At 67.1% G+C, this 18,159-nt stretch carries 20 protein-coding genes and 1 tRNA gene; 13 read left to right on the top strand and 8 right to left on the bottom strand.

Translation table 11 applies throughout. The annotated features are described in order from the left end of the window. The 3 genes from folK to APY03_RS09525 all read left to right on the top strand — a co-directional run. The coding region (folK, locus tag APY03_RS09535) for a 2-amino-4-hydroxy-6-hydroxymethyldihydropteridine diphosphokinase (protein WP_443082811.1) at positions 1 to 522 on the top strand (522 nt) is incomplete at its 5' end. Positions 523 to 613: 91 nt separating this feature from the next. Continuing rightward, positions 614 to 1,258, top strand: coding sequence for a DUF47 domain-containing protein (locus tag APY03_RS09530; RefSeq protein ID WP_068676160.1), 645 nt, complete (start codon positions 614 to 616; stop codon positions 1,256 to 1,258). 12 nt (positions 1,259 to 1,270) lie between these two features. Continuing rightward, positions 1,271 to 2,281, top strand: coding sequence for an inorganic phosphate transporter (locus APY03_RS09525; protein WP_068676158.1), 1,011 nt, complete (start codon positions 1,271 to 1,273; stop codon positions 2,279 to 2,281). Between the two features lie 7 nt (positions 2,282 to 2,288). On the opposite strand, the gene APY03_RS09520 is transcribed toward APY03_RS09525, so the two are convergent. Then, on the bottom strand, positions 2,289 to 2,735 hold the full coding sequence (locus APY03_RS09520) for a hypothetical protein (RefSeq protein WP_068676156.1): 447 nt from the start codon (positions 2,733 to 2,735) through the stop codon (positions 2,289 to 2,291). Then, the gene (locus tag APY03_RS09515) at positions 2,732 to 3,253 is read right to left on the bottom strand and encodes a GNAT family N-acetyltransferase (protein ID WP_068676154.1); all 522 of its coding nucleotides are present in this window, start codon (positions 3,251 to 3,253) and stop codon (positions 2,732 to 2,734) included. The genes APY03_RS09520 and APY03_RS09515 overlap by 4 nt, the downstream gene beginning before the upstream one ends. A 167-nt stretch (positions 3,254 to 3,420) precedes the next feature. On the opposite strand from APY03_RS09515, the gene rpsP reads away from it, so the two are divergent. The 7 genes from rpsP (at position 3,421) to hisC (ending at position 8,534) form a co-directional block, all read left to right on the top strand. Beyond that, positions 3,421 to 3,684 (top strand): 30S ribosomal protein S16, encoded by a 264-nt coding sequence (rpsP, locus tag APY03_RS09510; RefSeq protein ID WP_068676152.1) that lies wholly within the window; start codon positions 3,421 to 3,423, stop codon positions 3,682 to 3,684. Positions 3,685 to 3,700: 16 nt separating this feature from the next. Beyond that, positions 3,701 to 4,255, top strand: coding sequence for a ribosome maturation factor RimM (gene rimM / locus APY03_RS09505; protein WP_068676150.1), 555 nt, complete (start codon positions 3,701 to 3,703; stop codon positions 4,253 to 4,255). A gap of 18 nt (positions 4,256 to 4,273) precedes the next feature. Beyond that, positions 4,274 to 5,020 carry a tRNA (guanosine(37)-N1)-methyltransferase TrmD gene (gene trmD, locus APY03_RS09500; protein ID WP_068676148.1) on the top strand — a complete coding sequence of 249 codons (747 nt, stop codon included), beginning with the start codon at positions 4,274 to 4,276 and terminating at the stop codon, positions 5,018 to 5,020. Between the two features lie 97 nt (positions 5,021 to 5,117). Continuing rightward, complete coding sequence (gene rplS, locus APY03_RS09495) at positions 5,118 to 5,498, top strand: 50S ribosomal protein L19 (protein WP_068676146.1); 381 nt, start codon at positions 5,118 to 5,120, stop codon at positions 5,496 to 5,498. 166 nt (positions 5,499 to 5,664) lie between these two features. After that, on the top strand, positions 5,665 to 6,384 hold the full coding sequence (locus tag APY03_RS09490) for a CoA pyrophosphatase (RefSeq protein ID WP_068676144.1): 720 nt from the start codon (positions 5,665 to 5,667) through the stop codon (positions 6,382 to 6,384). Positions 6,385 to 6,435: 51 nt separating this feature from the next. Continuing rightward, positions 6,436 to 7,434 (top strand): CobD/CbiB family protein, encoded by a 999-nt coding sequence (locus APY03_RS09485; protein ID WP_068676142.1) that lies wholly within the window; start codon positions 6,436 to 6,438, stop codon positions 7,432 to 7,434. A 20-nt stretch (positions 7,435 to 7,454) separates the two neighbouring features. Then, positions 7,455 to 8,534: a histidinol-phosphate transaminase gene (gene hisC, locus APY03_RS09480; protein ID WP_068676224.1), complete on the top strand. Its 1,080-nt coding sequence runs from the start codon at positions 7,455 to 7,457 to the stop codon at positions 8,532 to 8,534. Between the two features lie 15 nt (positions 8,535 to 8,549). Here the strand turns inward: hisC and APY03_RS09475 are convergent, their stop codons facing one another. The 4 genes from APY03_RS09475 to APY03_RS09460 are packed head-to-tail and all read right to left on the bottom strand — an operon-like array spanning position 8,550 to position 12,272. Next, positions 8,550 to 9,671 (bottom strand): glycosyltransferase family 4 protein, encoded by a 1,122-nt coding sequence (locus APY03_RS09475; RefSeq protein ID WP_068676140.1) that lies wholly within the window; start codon positions 9,669 to 9,671, stop codon positions 8,550 to 8,552. Beyond that, on the bottom strand, positions 9,668 to 10,627 hold the full coding sequence (gene rsgA / locus APY03_RS09470; protein ID WP_068676138.1) for a ribosome small subunit-dependent GTPase A: 960 nt from the start codon (positions 10,625 to 10,627) through the stop codon (positions 9,668 to 9,670). Before rsgA ends, APY03_RS09475 begins: the two co-directional genes overlap by 4 nt. A 17-nt stretch (positions 10,628 to 10,644) precedes the next feature. Continuing rightward, a complete protein-coding gene (locus APY03_RS09465) occupies positions 10,645 to 10,983 on the bottom strand; it encodes a 4a-hydroxytetrahydrobiopterin dehydratase (protein WP_068676136.1) in 339 nt (112 codons plus the stop codon). Between the two features lie 17 nt (positions 10,984 to 11,000). Beyond that, a complete protein-coding gene (locus APY03_RS09460) occupies positions 11,001 to 12,272 on the bottom strand; it encodes a M48 family metallopeptidase (protein ID WP_068676134.1) in 1,272 nt (423 codons plus the stop codon). 65 nt (positions 12,273 to 12,337) lie between these two features. Between APY03_RS09460 and orn the strand changes: the two genes are divergently transcribed. From orn to APY03_RS09445, 3 genes are all read left to right on the top strand, one after another. Further along, positions 12,338 to 12,934, top strand: a complete 597-nt coding sequence (gene orn / locus APY03_RS09455) for an oligoribonuclease (protein ID WP_068676131.1) — start codon at positions 12,338 to 12,340, stop codon at positions 12,932 to 12,934. A gap of 223 nt (positions 12,935 to 13,157) precedes the next feature. Further along, the gene (locus APY03_RS09450) at positions 13,158 to 14,966 is read left to right on the top strand and encodes a DEAD/DEAH box helicase (RefSeq protein WP_068676129.1); all 1,809 of its coding nucleotides are present in this window, start codon (positions 13,158 to 13,160) and stop codon (positions 14,964 to 14,966) included. A gap of 213 nt (positions 14,967 to 15,179) precedes the next feature. Then, positions 15,180 to 16,625 carry an NAD-dependent succinate-semialdehyde dehydrogenase gene (locus APY03_RS09445; protein ID WP_068676127.1) on the top strand — a complete coding sequence of 482 codons (1,446 nt, stop codon included), beginning with the start codon at positions 15,180 to 15,182 and terminating at the stop codon, positions 16,623 to 16,625. Between the two features lie 137 nt (positions 16,626 to 16,762). On the opposite strand, the gene APY03_RS09440 is transcribed toward APY03_RS09445, so the two are convergent. Both APY03_RS09440 and bktB read right to left on the bottom strand, forming a co-directional pair. After that, positions 16,763 to 16,838, bottom strand: a tRNA-Lys gene (locus APY03_RS09440). Positions 16,839 to 16,902: 64 nt separating this feature from the next. Continuing rightward, positions 16,903 to 18,084: a beta-ketothiolase BktB gene (gene bktB / locus APY03_RS09435; RefSeq protein WP_068676125.1), complete on the bottom strand. Its 1,182-nt coding sequence runs from the start codon at positions 18,082 to 18,084 to the stop codon at positions 16,903 to 16,905. Between the last annotated feature and the right edge of the window lie 75 nt (positions 18,085 to 18,159).

Here is an 18,159-nt window from a genome sequence, read left to right as displayed (position 1 = left end):
GCCGGCGCCGGCGCAAGCCGCGTACCGGCGGCGAAGCCGGCAGCATCGCCGCCGACTAGCGTGACGGAAACTCCGGCCTACGTCGCCATCGGCGCCAATCTCGGCGACGCGCAGGCGACGGTGAGGCGGGCGATGGACGATCTGGCAGCATTGCCGCGCACGCGGCTCACCGCGCGCTCCTCGCTCTATCGCAGCGCACCTCTCGAGGCCCAGGGGCCTGATTTCATCAATGCCGTTGTCCAGCTGCGCACCGGCCTGACGCCGCAGGCCCTGCTCGCCGAGCTGCAGCGGCTCGAGACCGAGGCCGGCCGCGAACGGCCCTACCGCAACGCGCCGCGCACCCTCGACCTGGATCTTCTGCGGCACGGCGACACCACGATGCAGAGCGCCGTGCTGACGCTGCCGCATCCGCGCATGGGCGAGCGCGCCTTCGTGCTGCTGCCGCTCGCGGAGATCGCGCCGGCCCTGGTCTCGGCAGCCCAGCTCGAGGGGGTGGCCGGCCAGCGCATCGAGCGGCTGTGAGCCGGCCCCGGCGATGCTTGCCCATTACACTTGCCAGGTTTTTCATGATGGCGTCACGGGTTGGTGATAGCCGAGAACCCAGGAGACCGCCATGTTCGGCAAGCTGCTGCCCCGCGAGGGGAATTTCTTCGAGATGTTCAATCAGCATGCCGATCGCATCGTCGAAGCCGCGCGCGCCTTCGAGCAGCTGGTGGCCAACTACAACGATCTGCACCTGCGCGAGCAGTACAACCGCGATGTCGACAACGCCGAACGCGCCGCCGACCGAGTGACGCATGACGTCAATCGGCTCATCCACAAGACCTTCATCACCCCCATCGACCGCGAGCAGATCCACAAGCTGATCAACACGATGGACGACGTGGCCGATCTGATCCAGGACTCGGCCGAGACCATGGCGCTGTACGACGTGCGCCACATGACCGAGGAGATCACCCGCCTCACCGCCCTGAGCACGAAATGCTGCGAACGGGTCAAGGACGCGGTCAAGCTCCTGGGCAAGGTGAGCGAGCCGGCCACGGCTGAAGCCGCGCTGAAGACCTGCGAGGAGATCGACCGCCTCGAGTCCGACGCCGACCGCGTGATGCGCAGCGCCATGAGCAAGCTGTTCCGCGAGGAGCCGGACGTGCGGGAGGTCATCAAGCTCAAGGCGATCTACGAGTTGCTCGAGCGCATCACCGACAAGTGCGAGGATGTGGCCAACGTGATCGAGGGCATCGTCCTCGAGAATTCCTGAGCGGGGCGCCGAATGGAATCGGTCCAGGTCGCCCTCTGGGTGGTAGTGGTGCTGGTCGCGCTGGCCATCGCATTCGACTTCATGAACGGCTTCCACGACGCTGCGAATTCGATCGCCACCGTCGTGTCCACCGGTGTGCTCAAGCCCGGGCACGCGGTGGTGTTCGCTGCCTTCTTCAACCTGATCGCGGTCTTCGTCTTCCACCTCAGCGTGGCGGCGACCGTTGGCAAGGGCATCGTACAGCCCGGGGTGGTCGACGTTCACGTGGTCTTCGGGGCGCTGGTGGGCGCCATCAGCTGGAACCTTCTCACCTGGTACTACGGCATTCCGAGCAGTTCCTCCCATGCGCTGATCGGCGGCATCGTGGGCGCGGTGATTGCCAAGGCCGGTGCCGGCGCGCTAATCGCCGCCGGCATCTGGAAGACGGTGGCTTTCATCTTCGTGTCGCCCTTGCTGGGCTTCCTGCTCGGCTCGGTCATGATGGTGCTGGTCGCGTGGGCCTTCCGCCGCTCGACGCCCTCGCGCGTGGACCGGTGGTTCCGCACACTGCAATTGGTTTCTGCCGGCGCCTACAGCCTGGGGCACGGCGGCAACGATGCGCAGAAAACCATCGGCATCATCTGGATGCTGCTGATCGCGACCGGCTATTGGGCCGCGAGCGCGGAGGCCCCGCCGGCCTGGACCGTGGCGAGCTGCTATGCGGCGATCGCGCTGGGCACGATGTTCGGTGGTTGGCGCATCGTCAAGACCATGGGCCAGAAGATCACCAAACTCAAGCCGGTGGGTGGGTTCTGCGCGGAAACCGGCGGGGCGTTGACGCTCTTCCTCGCGACCGCGCTGGGCATCCCGGTGTCGACCACGCACACCATCACCGGCGCGATCGTCGGCGTGGGCTCGACGCAGCGCGCCAGCGCGGTGCGCTGGGGGGTTGCCGGGACCATCGTCTGGGCCTGGGTCTTCACGATTCCTGCATCGGCCTTCGTGGCAGCCATTGCCTACTGGCTCGGCTTGCAGATCTTCTGATTGCGGCCTACTGGGAGATCCGGCGCCCCTCTTCGATCTGATGCTCGAAGAAGCGTTGGAAGCTGAAGGCGATGCTCGCCATCAGGATGGTGCTGCCGAAGAACAGGGCCAGCACGACGGCCCCGATGGTGAGCCAGTTGCTTCGTCCGGGCGGAGCATCGGACGCAGCGCCGGCGTTGTAGCGCGCATTCCATTTCTCCGGCGTCATCAAGCCGTAGACGATGGCAGTGAGGGCGCAGCCCGCGATCGTGAAGCCCAGCAGCGGCAGCAGCAGCCAGCTCCAGGCGTCGTCCACGCCGTAGAGGCGCACGCGTTCGATACCGTAAAGCCCGAGGGCGGTCGGAATGGGGAGCAGCCAGCCGAGCGTGCTGCCGAAGCCGCGCAGGTAGAAGCAATGCAGGCCCAGCGGTCCGCCGAGGAAGGCGAGCCAGGCGGCTACGGTCTTGTTCTTCATTCGGGACTCGTCGCGCTGCCCTGGCCCAGCACCTTGTCCATCAGGACCACGTCGCGCCATTGGCCGAACTTCCAGCCGCAGTTCTTCAGCACGCCCACGTGTTCGAAGCCCTGCGCACGGTGCACGCCGATCGAGCCGCCGTTGGCCGAGTCACCGATCACGGCGATGAGCTTGCGCACGCCGGCCGATTCGGCGGCTTCGATCAATGCGGCGAGCAACTTGGCGCCCAGTCCCTGGCCGCGCGCGGCCTCGGCCAGGTAGATCGAGTCCTCGGCCGAGAAGCGATAGGCGGGGCGCGGCTTGAACCAGTTGCAGTAGGCAAAACCCAGCAGTTCGCCGTCGCGTTCGGCCACAAGGTAGGGGAGCTTTCTGGCCAACACGTCGTCTCGCCGTGCCGCCATGTCGGCGGCCGTGGGCGGCTCGGTCTCGAAGGTGCCGGTGCCGTGCAGCACGTGGTGGGCGTAGATGGCGGTGATCGCGGCGATGTCTTCGGCGCGGCTGGGGCGGATGGCGGTCATTCGGAATGCTCGGCACAGGCCGGGAATGGTGAGGAATATCGCTCGGGCTATAATCGTCGGCTTTTCAGCGTGCGCTGGCCGGGTGGCTATGTCGCGTGTCTCGACGCTGGAAGAACTCCGTGGGCGAACCGTTTTCAGTGTTCGCTGCACCACCCGAAGGATAAATCATGGTCGTGATCCGACTCTCCCGCGGCGGCTCCAAAGGTCGTCCGTTCTTCAACATCGTCGTGTCGGACAAGCGCGTGCGCCGCGATGGCCGATTCATCGAGCGGCTGGGCTTCTACAACCCCACCGCCAAGGACAACGAGGAAGGCATCCGCATCGCGCAGGATCGCCTGGCCTACTGGCAGGGTGTTGGCGCGCAGGCCTCGCCCACGGTCACCCGCCTGATCAAGCAGGCCGCCGCCGCGGCCCCCAAGGCGGCCGCCTAAGGCGCCCGCTCCGGCGATGCTGCCCACGCTCGAAGCCGCCGAACTGCCGGCGGATGCGATCGAAGTGGCGCGCATCGCCGATGCCTGGGGTATCAAGGGCTGGTTCAAGGTCCTGCCCCACAGCGCCCAGCCCGAAGCGCTTTTCTCCTCCAAACGCTGGTTCCTGCAGCCGCCCGGCGGCAAGACCACCGGGGCGTTCCGGCTGGCCATCCGCGAGGCCAAGGAACATTCCGACTGCATCGTCGCCTCCTCCGAAGACGTGCCCGACCGCAACGCGGCCGAGGCGCTGCGGGGCGCGCGCGTGTTCGTGCCGCGTTCAAGCTTCCCGACCGCCGCCGAGGACGAGTACTACTGGGTCGACCTGATCGGCCTTCCGGTCGTGAATCGGGAAGGCGTGGCACTCGGCACGGTTCGCGAGATGCTCGCCAATGGCCCCCAGACCACACTCGTTCTGGCGGCGCTGGAGAACGGCAAGCCGGTCGAGCGGATGATTCCCTTCGTCTCGGCCTTCATCGACAAGGTGGACTTGGCGGGACGGCTGATTGCCGTTGACTGGCAGCCTGACTACTGAGCCGCACCTTCGGCGCCCATGCGCTTCGACGTCATCACCTTGTTCCCCGAGCTGTTCGCGCCCTTCCTCGCGACTGGCGTGACGCGGCGTGCCTTCGAGACGGGGCAGATCGAGTTCGTGCCGTGGAACCCGCGCGATTTTGCCGAGGGCAACTACCGTCGCGTGGACGACCGGCCCTTTGGCGGCGGACCAGGGATGGTCATGATGGCCGAGCCGCTGTCGGCCTGCTTGGATGCTGCGCTCGCCGCGCGCGGGTCCGCAGCGCCCGTCGTCATGTTCTCTCCGATGGGCGAGGTACTGCAGCACGTGACGGTCGAGCACTGGGCTGCGGGCGAGGGGGCGGTCTTGGTATGCGGCCGCTATGAGGGTATCGACCAACGCTTCATCGACGCTCGGGTGACGCACCAGCTCAGCCTGGGCGATTTCGTGCTCTCGGGCGGCGAGATTCCCGCCATGGCTCTGCTGGACGCCGTCGCCCGGCTGCAGCCCGGCGTGCTGGGCGATGAGGCGAGCCATATCCAGGACAGCTTCAATCCTGCGCTGGATGGGCTGCTCGACTGCCCCCACTACACCCGCCCCGAGCAATGGAAAGGGCAGGGCGTGCCCCCCGTCCTGCTATCGGGGCACCATGAGCAGATCGAGCGCTGGCGGCGTGACCAGCGGCTCGCCATCACGCTGCAGAAGCGACCTGAATTGATAGATGCGGCGCGTGCGGCTGGCCGTCTGAGCGCGGCGGACGAGAAAGCGCTTGGCAAAAAGCTATAATCCGCGGCTCCCCGATCCTCTGCCGGCCGCGTCGGCCCAGCCTCAGGCTGCAAGATGCCCCTTGTGTAGCGCGTGCACGATCGAATCCAGGAAAGCCATGAACCTCATCCAGACCCTCGAGCAGGAAGAAATCAACCGGCTCGGCAAGAAGATTCCCGATTTCATGCCCGGTGACACGGTCATCGTCAGCGTGAACGTCGTCGAAGGCAGCCGCAAGCGCGTGCAGGCCTACGAAGGCGTGGTAATCGCCAAGCGCAATCGCGGCCTCAACAGCGGCTTCACGGTGCGCAAGATCTCCAGCGGCGAAGGCGTCGAGCGTACCTTCCAGACGTACAGCCCGCTGATCGCCGGTATCGAAGTCAAGCGCCGCGGCGATGTGCGTCGTGCCAAGCTGTACTACCTGCGCGAGCGTAGCGGCCGTTCGGCACGCATCAAGGAAAAGCTGCCCGGCAAGTCCTCCGCAGCAGCAGCTCAGTAAAGAGTGCCTCCTGCCGTGCAAAAAGCCGCCACTCAGGGCGGCTTTTTGCGTTGGTGCCTCGATGAATTAAGGGGACCGTGATTTTTGTAGTGGTGTCGCCTGTCATCCGCTGCGCCGTTTTGCGTTTTACTCTCCAGATTCCGACTTGACCACTCCTCCACCTCCCATGCGCGGCGCCCCTGTCGAAGAGAACGTCAATGCCGTCTTGCCGTCGGCGCTGCGGTCCTTCGACCCGCGCCAGGTACCGGTGGTGGGCGTCGACTCCGCGCTCCCCGCCGTCCCGCAGATCCGTTTCGATGCCCAGGCCCTGCGTGCGCGCTTCGCCGCCCCGCCCGCCTGGACGCCCGAACTGCGGCGCGAGCCGCGCCTGACGAACCGCGCGCCGGCCGCGGCCGCGGTGCTCGTGCCGATCGTGATGCGCGAGGAGCCCACCGTGCTCCTGACCGAGCGCACCGCCAACCTGTCCACCCATTCGGGCCAAGTGGCCTTCCCCGGCGGCCGGGTAGACCCCGAAGATGCCAACATCGCGGCCGCCGCCTTGCGCGAAGCATGGGAAGAGGTTGGCCTCTCGGCCGAGTACATCGAGGTGCTGGGAAAGCTGCCCACCTACACGACGGTCACCTCCTTCATCGTGACGCCGGTGGTCGGGCTGGTGCATCCGGACTTCGAGCTGACCCTCAATCCCTACGAGGTCGCGCAAGCCTTCGAGGTCCCGCTGGCCTATCTGATGAACCCGGCGAACCACCGCCGCCACGCCGTGGTCGACGACGAACTCCAGTCGCGCGAGTGGTTCTCGATGCCCTACCACGACGGTGCGCATGAGCGCTATGTCTGGGGCGCGACGGCCGGCATGCTGCGCAACCTCTACCGCTTCCTCATGGCCTGACGGCGCGGTGCGGGGGGCGGAGCGCCGGGGACCACTCGCTATCATCGACGGATGAGCTTCTTCGCGATCCTGTGCGCCTTGCTGATCGAGCAAGTGCGGCCGCTCGCTTATCACAACCCGGTGTACGGCGCCGTCCTGGCATGGACCCGTTGGACCAGCCGCAACTTCGACGCTGGCAAGCCGCACCACGGCTGGGTCGCCTGGGGGCTCGCGGTGCTGGTGCCGACGGTGCTCACGCTGGGCATGCACTGGCTGCTGGCGCTCACGCTGGGCCTGCCCTTCGCCGTGCTGTGGAGCGTGGCGGTGCTCTACGTCACGCTCGGTTTCAGGCAGTTCAGCCATCATTTCACCGGCATTCGAGACGCCCTGGACGTGGGCGACGAGGCACTGGCCCGCTCGCTGCTGGCCCACTGGCAGCGCGTGGATGCTGCGGACCTGCCCCGCAGCGAGATCGTGCGGCATGTGATCGAGCACTCGGTGATCGCGGCGCACCGCCACGTGTTCGGCGTGCTTGCCTGGTTCTCGATACTTGCCGCCTTCGGGCTGGGGCCGGCGGGGGCGGTGTTCTATCGCATGAGCGAGTTCGTCGCGCGCTACTGGGCGCACAAGAACAACGCCTCGGTCCAGCCCTCCAGCATCTGGGTCCAGAACGCAGCCGACCAGGCCTGGGCACTGATCGACTGGCTGCCCGCCCGCATCACGGCGATCGGCTTCGCCGTGGTCGGCAGCTTCGAGGAGGCGATCGACTGCTGGCGCAACGACGCCCGGCGCTTTCCCAGCGAGAACGACGGGGTGATCCTGGCCGCGACCTCGGGAGCGGTCAATGTGCGGCTCGGCGGCGGCGTGCTCAGCCCGGTGCCGCTGACCGATCCGCTGTCGCGGGCACAAGCTGGCGATCCGCTGGCCGGTGCACGCCTCGACGGCGGCAGCACCCCGGGGCGCGAGCCCGAGCCCGCGCATCTGCGCAGCGTGGTCGGTCTGGTCTGGCGCTCGGTGGTGATGTGGATGGTGCTGCTGGCGCTGCTCACCCTGGCACGCCTGTTGGGTTGAGTTCGATCGGATCCATCCCCGTGAGCACCGCCCCCAGCTTCTGGAGCCCGCGTATCGCGGCGCTCGAACCCTATGTGCCGGGCGAGCAGCCGCGCATCGCGAAGCTGGTCAAGCTCAACACCAACGAGAACCCCTTCGGGCCGTCGCCGCAGGTGCTCGACGCCATCGAGTCCGCGGCTGCCGAGGGGCTCCAGCGCTACCCCGATCCCGAATCGATGGCGCTGTGCGAAGCCATTGCCGCGCGCCAAGGGCTGGATGGTTCGCAGGTGTTCGCAGGCAACGGTTCCGACGAGGTACTGGCCCACGCCTTCTTCGCCTTCTTCCAGCAGTCCGAGCCGCTGCTGATCCCGGACGTCACTTACAGCTTCTACCGTGTCTATGCGCAGCTCTATGGCATTGCCTGCGAGCTGCTGCCGGTCGACGCCGGGTTGCGCATCGATATCCCCGCGATGGCCGCGCGCGCCGCAACCGGCTGCGGAGGCATCGTGATTGCGAATCCCAACGCGCCGACAGGCATTGGCCTGCCGCTCGGCAGCATCGAGCGCCTCCTTGAAGCATGCCCGCGGCACGTGGTGCTGGTGGACGAGGCCTATGTGGATTTCGGCGGCGAGAGCGCGCTGCCGCTCATCGAGCGACATCCGAACCTGCTGGTGGTGCAGACCCTCTCCAAGTCGCGTTCGCTCGCCGGGCTGCGGGTGGGCTTCGCCTGCGGACAGGCGAAGCTGATCGAGGCGCTTCAGCGGGTCAAGAACAGTTTCAATTCCTATCCGATCGATCGTCTCGCCAGTGCCGGCGCGATCGCTGCGCTGGCGGACGAGGCGTGGTTCGCCCATACGAGGCACCAGGTCATGGACATCCGCGAGGGCCTGACCCTGCAACTCGAGGACCTCGGCTTCGAGGTGCTGCCCTCGCAGGCCAATTTCGTGTTCGTGCGCCACCCCGCGCGCGATGCGGCGGCACTGGCATCGGAGCTGCGCGCACATGCGGTGCTGGTGCGGCATTTCGACCAGCCGCGCATCGCGCAGTACCTGCGCATCAGCGTCGGCACGCGCGAGCAGTGCGGCGTGCTGGTCGACGCGCTGACGGAAATCCTCCGCTGAAACTCGGGAGGGCGCTCAGGCCTTGCGAGCGATCCCTTCGAGCAGCTCGATGTACTGGCCAACGAAGCGCCCGGGGGTGAAGTGCCCGGCGCGTTCGCGCGCCTTCGCTTCCTGCGTCGCGCGCAGGGCGGGATCGTCCAGTACGCGCTGCATTTGAGCGGCCAGGGCTTCGTCGTCGCCATTCGGGAAGGTCAGTCCGGCATCGCCCACGCATTCGGCCAATCCGCCCTGGGCCGACACGATGAGGCTCTTGCCGGCTGCCAGCAACTCCACCGCGACGCCGCCCATGGGCTCGTACCACACCGAGGGGATGACGCCGATCATGCCCTTCGCGACCCAGTCGACCAGGCCTTCGCCGGATTGCGCGCCGACGAAGCGCACCGAGGACGCGATGCCCAGTTCTGCGACCAGACGCTCGATCTGTGCTCGCGCACTGCCGTCGCCGATCAGCAGCAGGCGCGGCCGTCCGGGGTGGCGCTGGTGCAGCTTCGCGAAGGCGCGAATCAGGACGTCCACGCCTTTCTCCTGCACCAGCCTGCCCATGTAGAAGAACTCGTACTCGGCCCCATCGCGGTCGGCTGCGCGAAAGCGCTCGATTGGAAAGGGGTTGTAGATCTGCACCTGCCGCGGCAGCGGCAGGGCCTGGTTCATCCACTCGGTGATGGCAACGTTGCGCGTCACGCCGAACTTGGCGACGGCGCGGCGCAGCAGCAGCTTCATGCCCTCCTTCACGCCCCTTGCGTAGCCGCTGCGGCGCGCATGAAAGAGAAAGGAGGCGAAGGGAGACAGCGGCGCAGGCTTGCCGTCGACCCAGCCAGCGCCATCGATGCAGCTGGCCTGGTAGCCTACGTGGACCCAGACGAAGGGCTTGCGGTAGAGCAGTACCCAGGGCTGCAGCGCCATGGTGGCGCCGTTGAACAGTACCACGTCGGCCCAGCGCAGCAGCTCCCGAACGCGCCTGCTCGAGGGCTGGCGGATCACCTCGAAAGGAAAGACCTCGACCTCCCGGGTCGCCGTCTGCGTGACCACCTTGCAATCGACGCCGCGAGCCACGAAGCCCTCGACCAACGCGCGCGACACGGTCTCGACGCCGCCTACCGAGGGATGGAAGACATGGGAGTACAGCAGTACTTTCATCGGTGGCGGGGCTGGTTCAGTTCGGCGAACAGCTCGCCATAGATGCGGTAGCGCGAGGGGCTGATCGAACCCGGGTGGCCCGGCGAGCTCACCTGCGCGATCACGCCGCAGCCCGGCTCGTGCAGGTGCGTGCAGTTGTAGAACTTGCACTCGCCGGCGTGCTCGGCGATGTCGGGCATCAATGAGGCGAGCTGCATCGGCTCGATGTGGTTCAGCCCGAATTCCTGGAAGCCCGGCGAATCGATCAGCGCGGTGCTGCGCGCCTCGTCCACCCAGTACCAAGTGGTGCTGGTGGTGGTGTGCTTGCCCGAATTCAGCGCCTGCGAGATCTCCGCTGTCGTGGCGCGGGCGCTGGGCACCAGCAGGTTGGTCAGCGTGCTCTTGCCCGCGCCGGAAGGGCCGAGCACCAGGGTGGTCTTGCCTGCCAGCAGCTTCATCAGGGTCGCGTGATCGACCTCCGGCGAAGCCTTGAGCGACAGCGGCAGCACGCCGTGGTGCATGCGGCGGTACGGCGCGAGCCGCTCCCAGGCGCGCTCGAAAGGCGCCACCACATCGCTCTTGTTGAGCGCGATGATCGTTGCGATGCGCTCTGCTGCCGCCGCGATCAGCGAGCGCGCCAGCTGCGTTTCAGAGAACTCGGGCTCGGCGGCGATCAGGATCAGCACCTGGTCGAGGTTGGCGGCGAAGGACTTGGTGCGGATCTCGTCCTGCCGATAGAACAGGTTCTTGCGCGGCTGCACCTCCTCGATAGTGCCCTCGTCCTCGCTGGCCTGCCATCGCACCCGGTCGCCGACCACGGCACGGCTCTTCTTGCCGCGCGGATGGCAGATGACGCGCTCGCCCTCGGGCGTCTCGACCACGCAATGGCGTCCGTGGCTGGCGACCACGAGCCCATCGCGCTGTGCCGTGTTCCCGTCGGCATCGCCTCGCGGCCGGAGGCGCGCGGGCTTAGCCAAGGGCGCCTTCCATCGGCTCAGGCGTCGAGCAGGGCATCCGCCTGCGCCGCGCAGTCGAAGTCCGTGGCAGAGAGGCCCCCCACGTCGTGCGTGTTGAAGCGCACCACGCAGCGGTTGTAGTGCACCGAAAGGTCAGGATGGTGATCCTGCTTGTGCGCGACCAGCGCAAGCGCATTCACGAAGGCGATGGTTTCGAAGTAGTTCGCGAAGCTGAAGGTCTTCTCGATCGCGACATCGGCTCCGTCGCCGGTCAGCTTCCATCCTTCCACCCGGGCCAGGTGGGACACGATCTCCGTCGCGCTTAGCGCGCGCCGCGCCTTCGTCTTCCAGTCGATGGGCTTCAACATGCTGCTCATGATCGTCTTTTCAGGGGTCAGGCCGCCGCCATGCGCGCGAGGCGCTCGGTGGCGGGCGGGTGCGAATAGTAGAACTTGACGAACACCGGATCGGGCGTGAGCGTCGAGGCGTTGTCCTGGTAGAGCTTGAGCAGCGCCCGCGACAGGTCGGCGCCGTTGGTCTGGGCGATCGCATAGGCGTCGGCCTCGAACTCGTGGCGGCGCGAGATCAGGACCGAGAGCGGCGCGACGAAGAAGCCGAACACCGGCATCGCCAGCATGAACAGCAGGATCGCCAGCGCATCGTTCGCCGCCGCCATGTTGGGCTGCACGCCCAGCCCGGTGTAGAACCAGGCGTGGCCGGACAGCCAGCCGAGCAGGGCGAAACCTGCCAGGCTCAGCGCGAACATCGCGGCCATGCGCTTGAGTACATGCCGGTGCTTGAAGTGTCCCAGCTCGTGCGCGAGCACTGCCTCCACCTCGCCGGCGTTGAGCTGGCGCAGCAGCGTGTCGTAGAAGACCACGCGCTTGCTGGCGCCGAAGCCGGTGAAGTAGGCGTTGGCATGCGCGCTGCGTGTGCTGCCGTCCATCACGAACAAGCCCTTGGCCGCGAAGCCGCAGCGCTGCATCAGCGCGGTGACGCGGGCCTTGAGCGTGGCATCGTCCAGCGGCTGGAACTTGTTGAAGATCGGCGCGATGAAGGTCGGGTAGACCAGCATCAGCAGCAGGTTGAAGCCCATCCATGCACCCCACGCCCACAGCCACCACAGGCGGCCGGCAGCCCCCATCAACCAGAGGATCAACGCCGCGATGGGCAGGCCGATCACCGCACCCAGCAGCAGCGCCTTGATGCCGTCGGCCAGCCAGAGCCGCCAGGTCATCTTGTTGAAGCCGAAGCGCTCCTCGAGCCGGAAGGTCTGCCACAGGGTGAAGGGCAGCTCGAGCAGCCCGCCGATCAGCGCGAAAGCCGCAAGCAACGCGAGCTGCTGCCACATGCCGCCGCCCAGCACGTCGAGCAGCATCTCGTTGAGGAGGTTGAGCCCGCCAAGCAGGGTCCAGCCCAGCAGCACCATCGCGCCCCAGACCATCTCAAGCAAGCCGAAGCGGGTCTTGGCGACCGTGTAGTCGGCCGCCTTCTGGTGAGCGGCGAGCGTGATGGCCTGCGCGAAGGTGGGCGGCACCGCGTCGCGGTGGCGCGCCACATGGCGGATCTGCCGGGTGGCCAGCCAGAATTTCACAATCAGGCCCGCGACCAGCGCGAGCGCGAAGGCGAATGTGAGCAGCAGAGAAGCGGGCAGGGGAGCGACCATGGCGCAGCGAGTTTAGCCCGCAGGCATGCCCACTCGGGCTCTAGGTCATCGACGACAATCGGCCGATGCCCGATTCCATCGCCACGACCGCAGCCGCGACCGCCACCACCCTCAAGAAGAGCGACCAGAACCTCGTCTGGCTGGACTGCGAGATGAGCGGCCTCGACCCAGAGAAGGAGCGCCTGCTCGAGATCGCCGTGGTCGTGACCGGCCCCGACCTGAGCCCGCGCATCGACGGCCCGGTGCTGGTGATTCACCAGAGCGACACGGTGCTTGACGGAATGGACTCCTGGAACAAGGGCACGCACGGCCGCAGCGGGCTGATCGACAAGGTGAAGGCCTCCACGCTGGACGAGGCGGCCGCCGAGCAGCAGTTGCTCGAATTCATTGCGCTCTACATCCCGAAGAACGGCTCGCCGATGTGCGGCAACACCATCAGCCAGGACCGGCGCTTCCTTGTCAAGTTCATGCCCAGGCTGGAGGCCTACTTCCACTACCGCAACCTGGACGTCAGCACGCTCAAGGAGCTTGCCAAGCGCTGGAAGCCGGCCGCTTACAACGCCTTCAAGAAGCAGCAGGCGCATACCGCGCTGGCCGACGTGCACGAGTCGATCGAGGAGCTGGCGCACTACCGCGATACCTTCCTGCGCCTGCAGGATTAGGTGAAAACCCCAAAGCCATGCAATAATCGCTGGCTTCGCTTCCGGGTAACCCTTTCAAGAAGGTGCCCAGAGCGCTTCTTGCATCTCCCTATCTTGCACACCGCGCCCACATGAATGGGCCGCAGCCCAGGCGAAAGCCAAGGCTGAAATGTCGTTGGATGGTTGATGTTTTCGCCACCCGACGGGGTGCCGCTCACGGCGGCGCCCGCACTTGGATCTTTCAATGACCGACGCTTTTGAAGCGCAGGGCGAGTTCGCGCCTGTGCAATCCGATGACTTCGCTGCTGTTCGCGGCGAATCGACTTCCATCCCCCACACCGAGGCGTCCGAAGTGCTCGAGGCACTCGACGCTGTCGCACCTGTCGAGACGAAGCAACCCAACGGCTTCGTCCAGATGGGCTTGGCGAGCGAACTGATCGCCGCTGTAGAAGACCTCGGCTTCACCCAGCCGACCGCCGTGCAGGCGCAGGCGATCCCCCGCGCCATGGGCGCCATCGGCGGAACCGACGGTGCTGCCCGTTTCGTCGACCTGATGGTGTCCAGCCAGACCGGCAGCGGCAAGACGGCCGCCTTCCTGCTGCCCGTGCTGCACACCCTGCTGCAGCGCCAGGCCGAAGCCGCGGCCGCTGCCAAGGCCGAGCATCAGCGCCAAGCCGCCGAGGCCGCTGCTCGCGGCGAAGCGCCGTCCAAGAAGAACAAGCGCAAGGACCCCACAAACCCGCGACACTTCAAGGCCGCCACCCCCGACGCGCTGGTGCTGTGCCCCACGCGCGAGCTGGCCCAGCAGGTGGCGCACGACGCGATCGACCTGGTGAAGCACTGCCGCGGCCTTCGTATCGCCAATGTGGTTGGCGGCATGCCCTATCAGTTGCAGATCGCCCGCCTCCAGAACGCCGACCTCGTGGTCGCTACGCCTGGCCGGCTGCTGGACCTGCAGCGCTCGATGCAGATCAAGCTCGACCAGGTCAAGTTCCTGGTGGTCGACGAGGCCGACCGGATGCTCGACCTCGGCTTTGCCGACGACCTGGCCGAGATCAACCAACTCACCATCGAGCGCCAGCAGACCATGATGTTCAGCGCCACCTTCGCGCCGCGCATCCAGCAACTGGCGCAGCGTGTGATGCGCGAGCCGCAGCGCGTGACCATCGATACCCCCCAGGAGAAGCACGCCAACATCAAGCAGGTGCTGTTCTGGAGCGACAACGCCCAGCACAAGCGCAAGCTGCTCGACCATTGGCTGCGCGACACCAGCATCAACCAAGCCATCGTCTTCTGCAGCACGCAGGTGGAATGCGACGGCCTCGCCGGCGACCTGCAACAGGGCGGCTTCAGCGCCGTTGCCCTCCACGGCGCGCTGAGCCAGGGCCTGCGCAACCGCCGGCTGATGGCGCTGCGCCAGGGCCAGGTGCAGATCCTGGTCGCCACCGACGTGGCCGCGCGCGGCATCGACGTGCCGACCATCACCCACGTCTTCAACTTCGGCCTGCCGATGAAGGCCGAGGATTACACGCACCGCATCGGCCGCACCGGCCGGGCCGGGCGCGACGGCTTGGCCGTGACCTTTGCCGAGTTCCGCGATCGCCGCAAGATCTTCGACATCGAGGCCTACAGCCGCCAGCCCTTCGCGGCCGACGTAATCCCCGGCCTTGAGCCGCAACAGCGCTTCCCGCAGGGCCGTCCGCAAGGCGACTTCGGCGGCCGCGGCCGCGAGAACCGCGAGAACCATTCGCGCGACCGCAAGTTCGGCGGCCCGCGCGCCGGCTATGCCAATGCCAGCGGCTTCAACGATCGCGGCCCGGCGCCGCGCGGCCACGCGCCTTCGCGCGGCTTCCAGGCCCCGGGCCAGGCGCAGGGCAGGGGCCGTGACGAAGGCAGTGGCTTCGGCCGCAAGCCCGGCTGGGGCGACAGCGCGCCGCGCGCCGGCGCTGGCGCTGGCGCTGGTGCTCCTCGTGGCCACGGTGGCGCTCACGGGGGCGGCAAGTCCTTCGTACCGCGCGACGGGCAGCGCCGCGCCTTCAAGCCGAGCCGCTGAAGCGTCGATCTCCCTGCAAAGCCCGCCTCTCTCGAGGCGGGCTTTTTTGCGTCTGCGACCCAGGCCTCCAGGCGTAGTCTGGGCGCGAGGGGTTTTGCGCCGCTTGCGGGACCTCCCCGCCGCGTCGGGCGACAATGGCGCACGGGACGGCCTCGCGCCCGCTCCCGTCCGATTCCGACATCAACATCCCCCTGAAAGAACCCAAGGACCGACATGAGCACATCGAGCTACGTTGACACCCGCCTGCTGATCAATGGCGAATGGTGCGACGCCGCGAGCGGCAAGACCCTGGACGTCGTCAACCCGGCCACCGGCAAGCCCATTGGCAAGGTCGCGCACGCCGGCATCGCCGACCTGGACCGTGCGCTGGAGGCCGCGCAGCGTGGCTTCCAGGCCTGGCGCAAGATCCCCGCCAACGAGCGCGCGGCCACCATGCGCAAGGCCGCCGGCCTGCTGCGCGAGCGCGCACCCGAGATTGCCCGCCTGCTGACGCAGGAGCAGGGCAAGCCTTTCGCCGAGGCACGCGTCGAAGTGCTCGCGGGCGCCGACATCATCGAATGGTTCGCCGACGAAGGCCGCCGCGTCTACGGTCGCATCGTGCCTTCGCGCAACCTGGCGGCGCAGCAGCTGGTGATCAAGGAGCCGGTCGGCCCCGTGGCCGCATTCACGCCCTGGAACTTCCCGATTAACCAGGTCGTGCGCAAGCTGGGTGCCGCGTTGGCCACCGGTTGCTCCTTCCTGGCGAAGGCGCCCGAAGAGACGCCAGCCTCGCCTGCGGCCCTGCTGCAGGCCTTCGTCGACGCCGGCGTGCCGCCCGGCACGGTGGGCCTGGTGTTCGGCAACCCCGCCGAGATCTCCAGCTATCTGATCGCTCACCCGATCATCCGCAAGGTCACCTTCACCGGCTCCACCCCCGTGGGCAAGCAGCTCGCCGCCCTGGCCGGCCAACACATGAAGCGCGCCACGATGGAACTGGGCGGTCACGCGCCGGTGATCGTCGCCGACGATGCCGACGTTGCCCTCGCCGTCAAGGCCGCGGGCGGCGCCAAGTTCCGCAACGCGGGGCAGGTGTGCATCTCGCCGACGCGCTTCCTGGTGCACAACAGCATCAAGGCCGAATTCGCGCAAGCGCTGGTCAAGCATGCCGAGGGCCTCAAGCTGGGCGACGGCCTGGCCGAGGGCACGACCCTCGGGCCTCTGGCCAATGCGCGCCGCCTCACGGCGATGGCTCAGGTCCTAGACGATGCACGGAGCAAGGGCGCGAAAGTCGCTACCGGCGGCGAGCGGATCGGCTCGGTCGGTAACTTCTTCGCCCCCACCGTGCTGACCGACGTGCCGCTGGAAGCCGACGTGTTCAACAACGAGCCCTTCGGCCCGGTTGCCGCCATCCGCGGCTTCGACACGCTGGAGGAAGCCATCGCCGAGGCCAACCGCCTGCCATTCGGCTTGGCGGGCTATGCCTTCACGCGCTCGTTCAAGAACACGCACCTGCTGTCGCAGCAGCTCGAGGTCGGCATGCTGTGGATCAACCAGCCGGCCGCGCCTTCGCCGGAGATGCCCTTCGGTGGCGTCAAGGACTCGGGCTACGGCTCCGAGGGCGGTCCGGAGGCGATGGAGGCTTATCTGAACACCAAGGCTGTGTCGATCATGGCGGCCTAAGGCCCCCTGCGGCTGACGTGAAACGCGGGCGCATTGCCCGCGACGCGACGGCTGATCGAGGACGCCGCCAAACCGCCTCCAAAGAAAAAGCCCGCCATCTTTGGATGGCGGGCTTTTCAGCGTTGGCGCGGTAATTTTGGTGGGCCCTGAGTGACTCGAACACTCGACCTACGGATTAAGAGTCCGCTGCTCTACCAACTGAGCTAAGAGCCCCTGATCGACATTGCTGTCATTCAGGCAATCCAAAGATTATAGCAACAACGAATGCGCCCTCGGCTCACGCGCGCTCGAAGATGCAGGCGATGCCCTGCCCGCCGCCGATGCACATGGTCACCAGCGCGTAGCGGCCCTGGATGCGCTCCAGCTCGTACAGCGCCTTGACCGTGATCAGCGCGCCGGTGGCGCCGATCGGGTGGCCGAGAGAGATGCCGGAGCCGTTGGGGTTCACCTTCGCAGGGTCCAGGCCGAGGTCCTGCGTAACCGCGCAGGCCTGTGCGGCGAAGGCCTCGTTGGCCTCGATCACGTCCATGTCCGAAGCTTTAAGACCCGCCTTCTCCAGCGCCTTGCGCGAGGCCGGCACGGGCCCGATGCCCATGTAGTTCGGGTCCACGCCGGCGAAGGCATACGCCACGATGCGCGCCATCGGCTTGAGCCCGCGGCGCGCCGCCTCTTCCTTCTCCATCAGCACCACGGCAGCGGCGGCGTCGTTGATGCCGGAGGCATTGCCAGCCGTGACCGTGCCGTTCTCCTTCAGGAAAGCGGGCTTGAGCTTGGCCATGTCTTCAATCCGGGCGTCGAAGCGCACGTGCTCGTCGGTGTCGAACTGGGCCGGGCCCTTGCGGCTCTGCAGCGGCACGGGGACGATCTGGGTCTTGAAGTAGCCGCCCTCGATCGCCTTCTGCGCACGCTGGTGGCTGGTCAGCGCGGTCTGGTCCTGCGTCTCGCGGGTGATGTTCCACTTCTTGGCCACGTTCTCGGCCGTCACGCCCATGTGTATGTTCTCGAAGGGGTCGTGCAGCGCGCCGATCATCATGTCCACCAGTTTCATGTCGCCCATTCGCACGCCCCAGCGTGCGGTAAGCGAGGAGAGCGGGGCGCGGCTCATGCTCTCGGCGCCGCCGCCGACGGCCACCGTCGCGTCGCCGAGCTGGATGCTCTGCGCCGCGCTCACGATCGCCTGCAGGCCCGAGCCGCAGAGGCGGTTGACGGTGAGCGCAGGCGTTTCCTGGGCGCAGCCGCCCTCGATGGCAGCCACGCGTGCCATGTACATGTCGCGCGGCTCGGTGTTGACCACGTGGCCGAAGACCACATGGCCCACGTCCTTGCCGTCGACCTTGGCACGCGCGAGCGCTTCCTGGGTCACCAGCGCGGCAAGCCGCGTGGGTGGAACGTCCTTGAGCGCGCCGCCGAAGGTACCGATGGCCGTGCGAACGCCGCTGACAACAACTACTTCTTTCATGACAAGTCTCCGGGTGCAGTGAAAGGGGGCAGGGGGAGGGGAAAGTGGCAATGATGCACGTTTCCTGCGTGACCT

It is taken from the genome of Variovorax sp. WDL1, from assembly GCF_001541225.1.
In the GTDB taxonomy this organism is placed as follows: domain Bacteria; phylum Pseudomonadota; class Gammaproteobacteria; order Burkholderiales; family Burkholderiaceae_C; genus Variovorax.
This window is presented reverse-complemented; position numbering and strand designations above follow the sequence as displayed.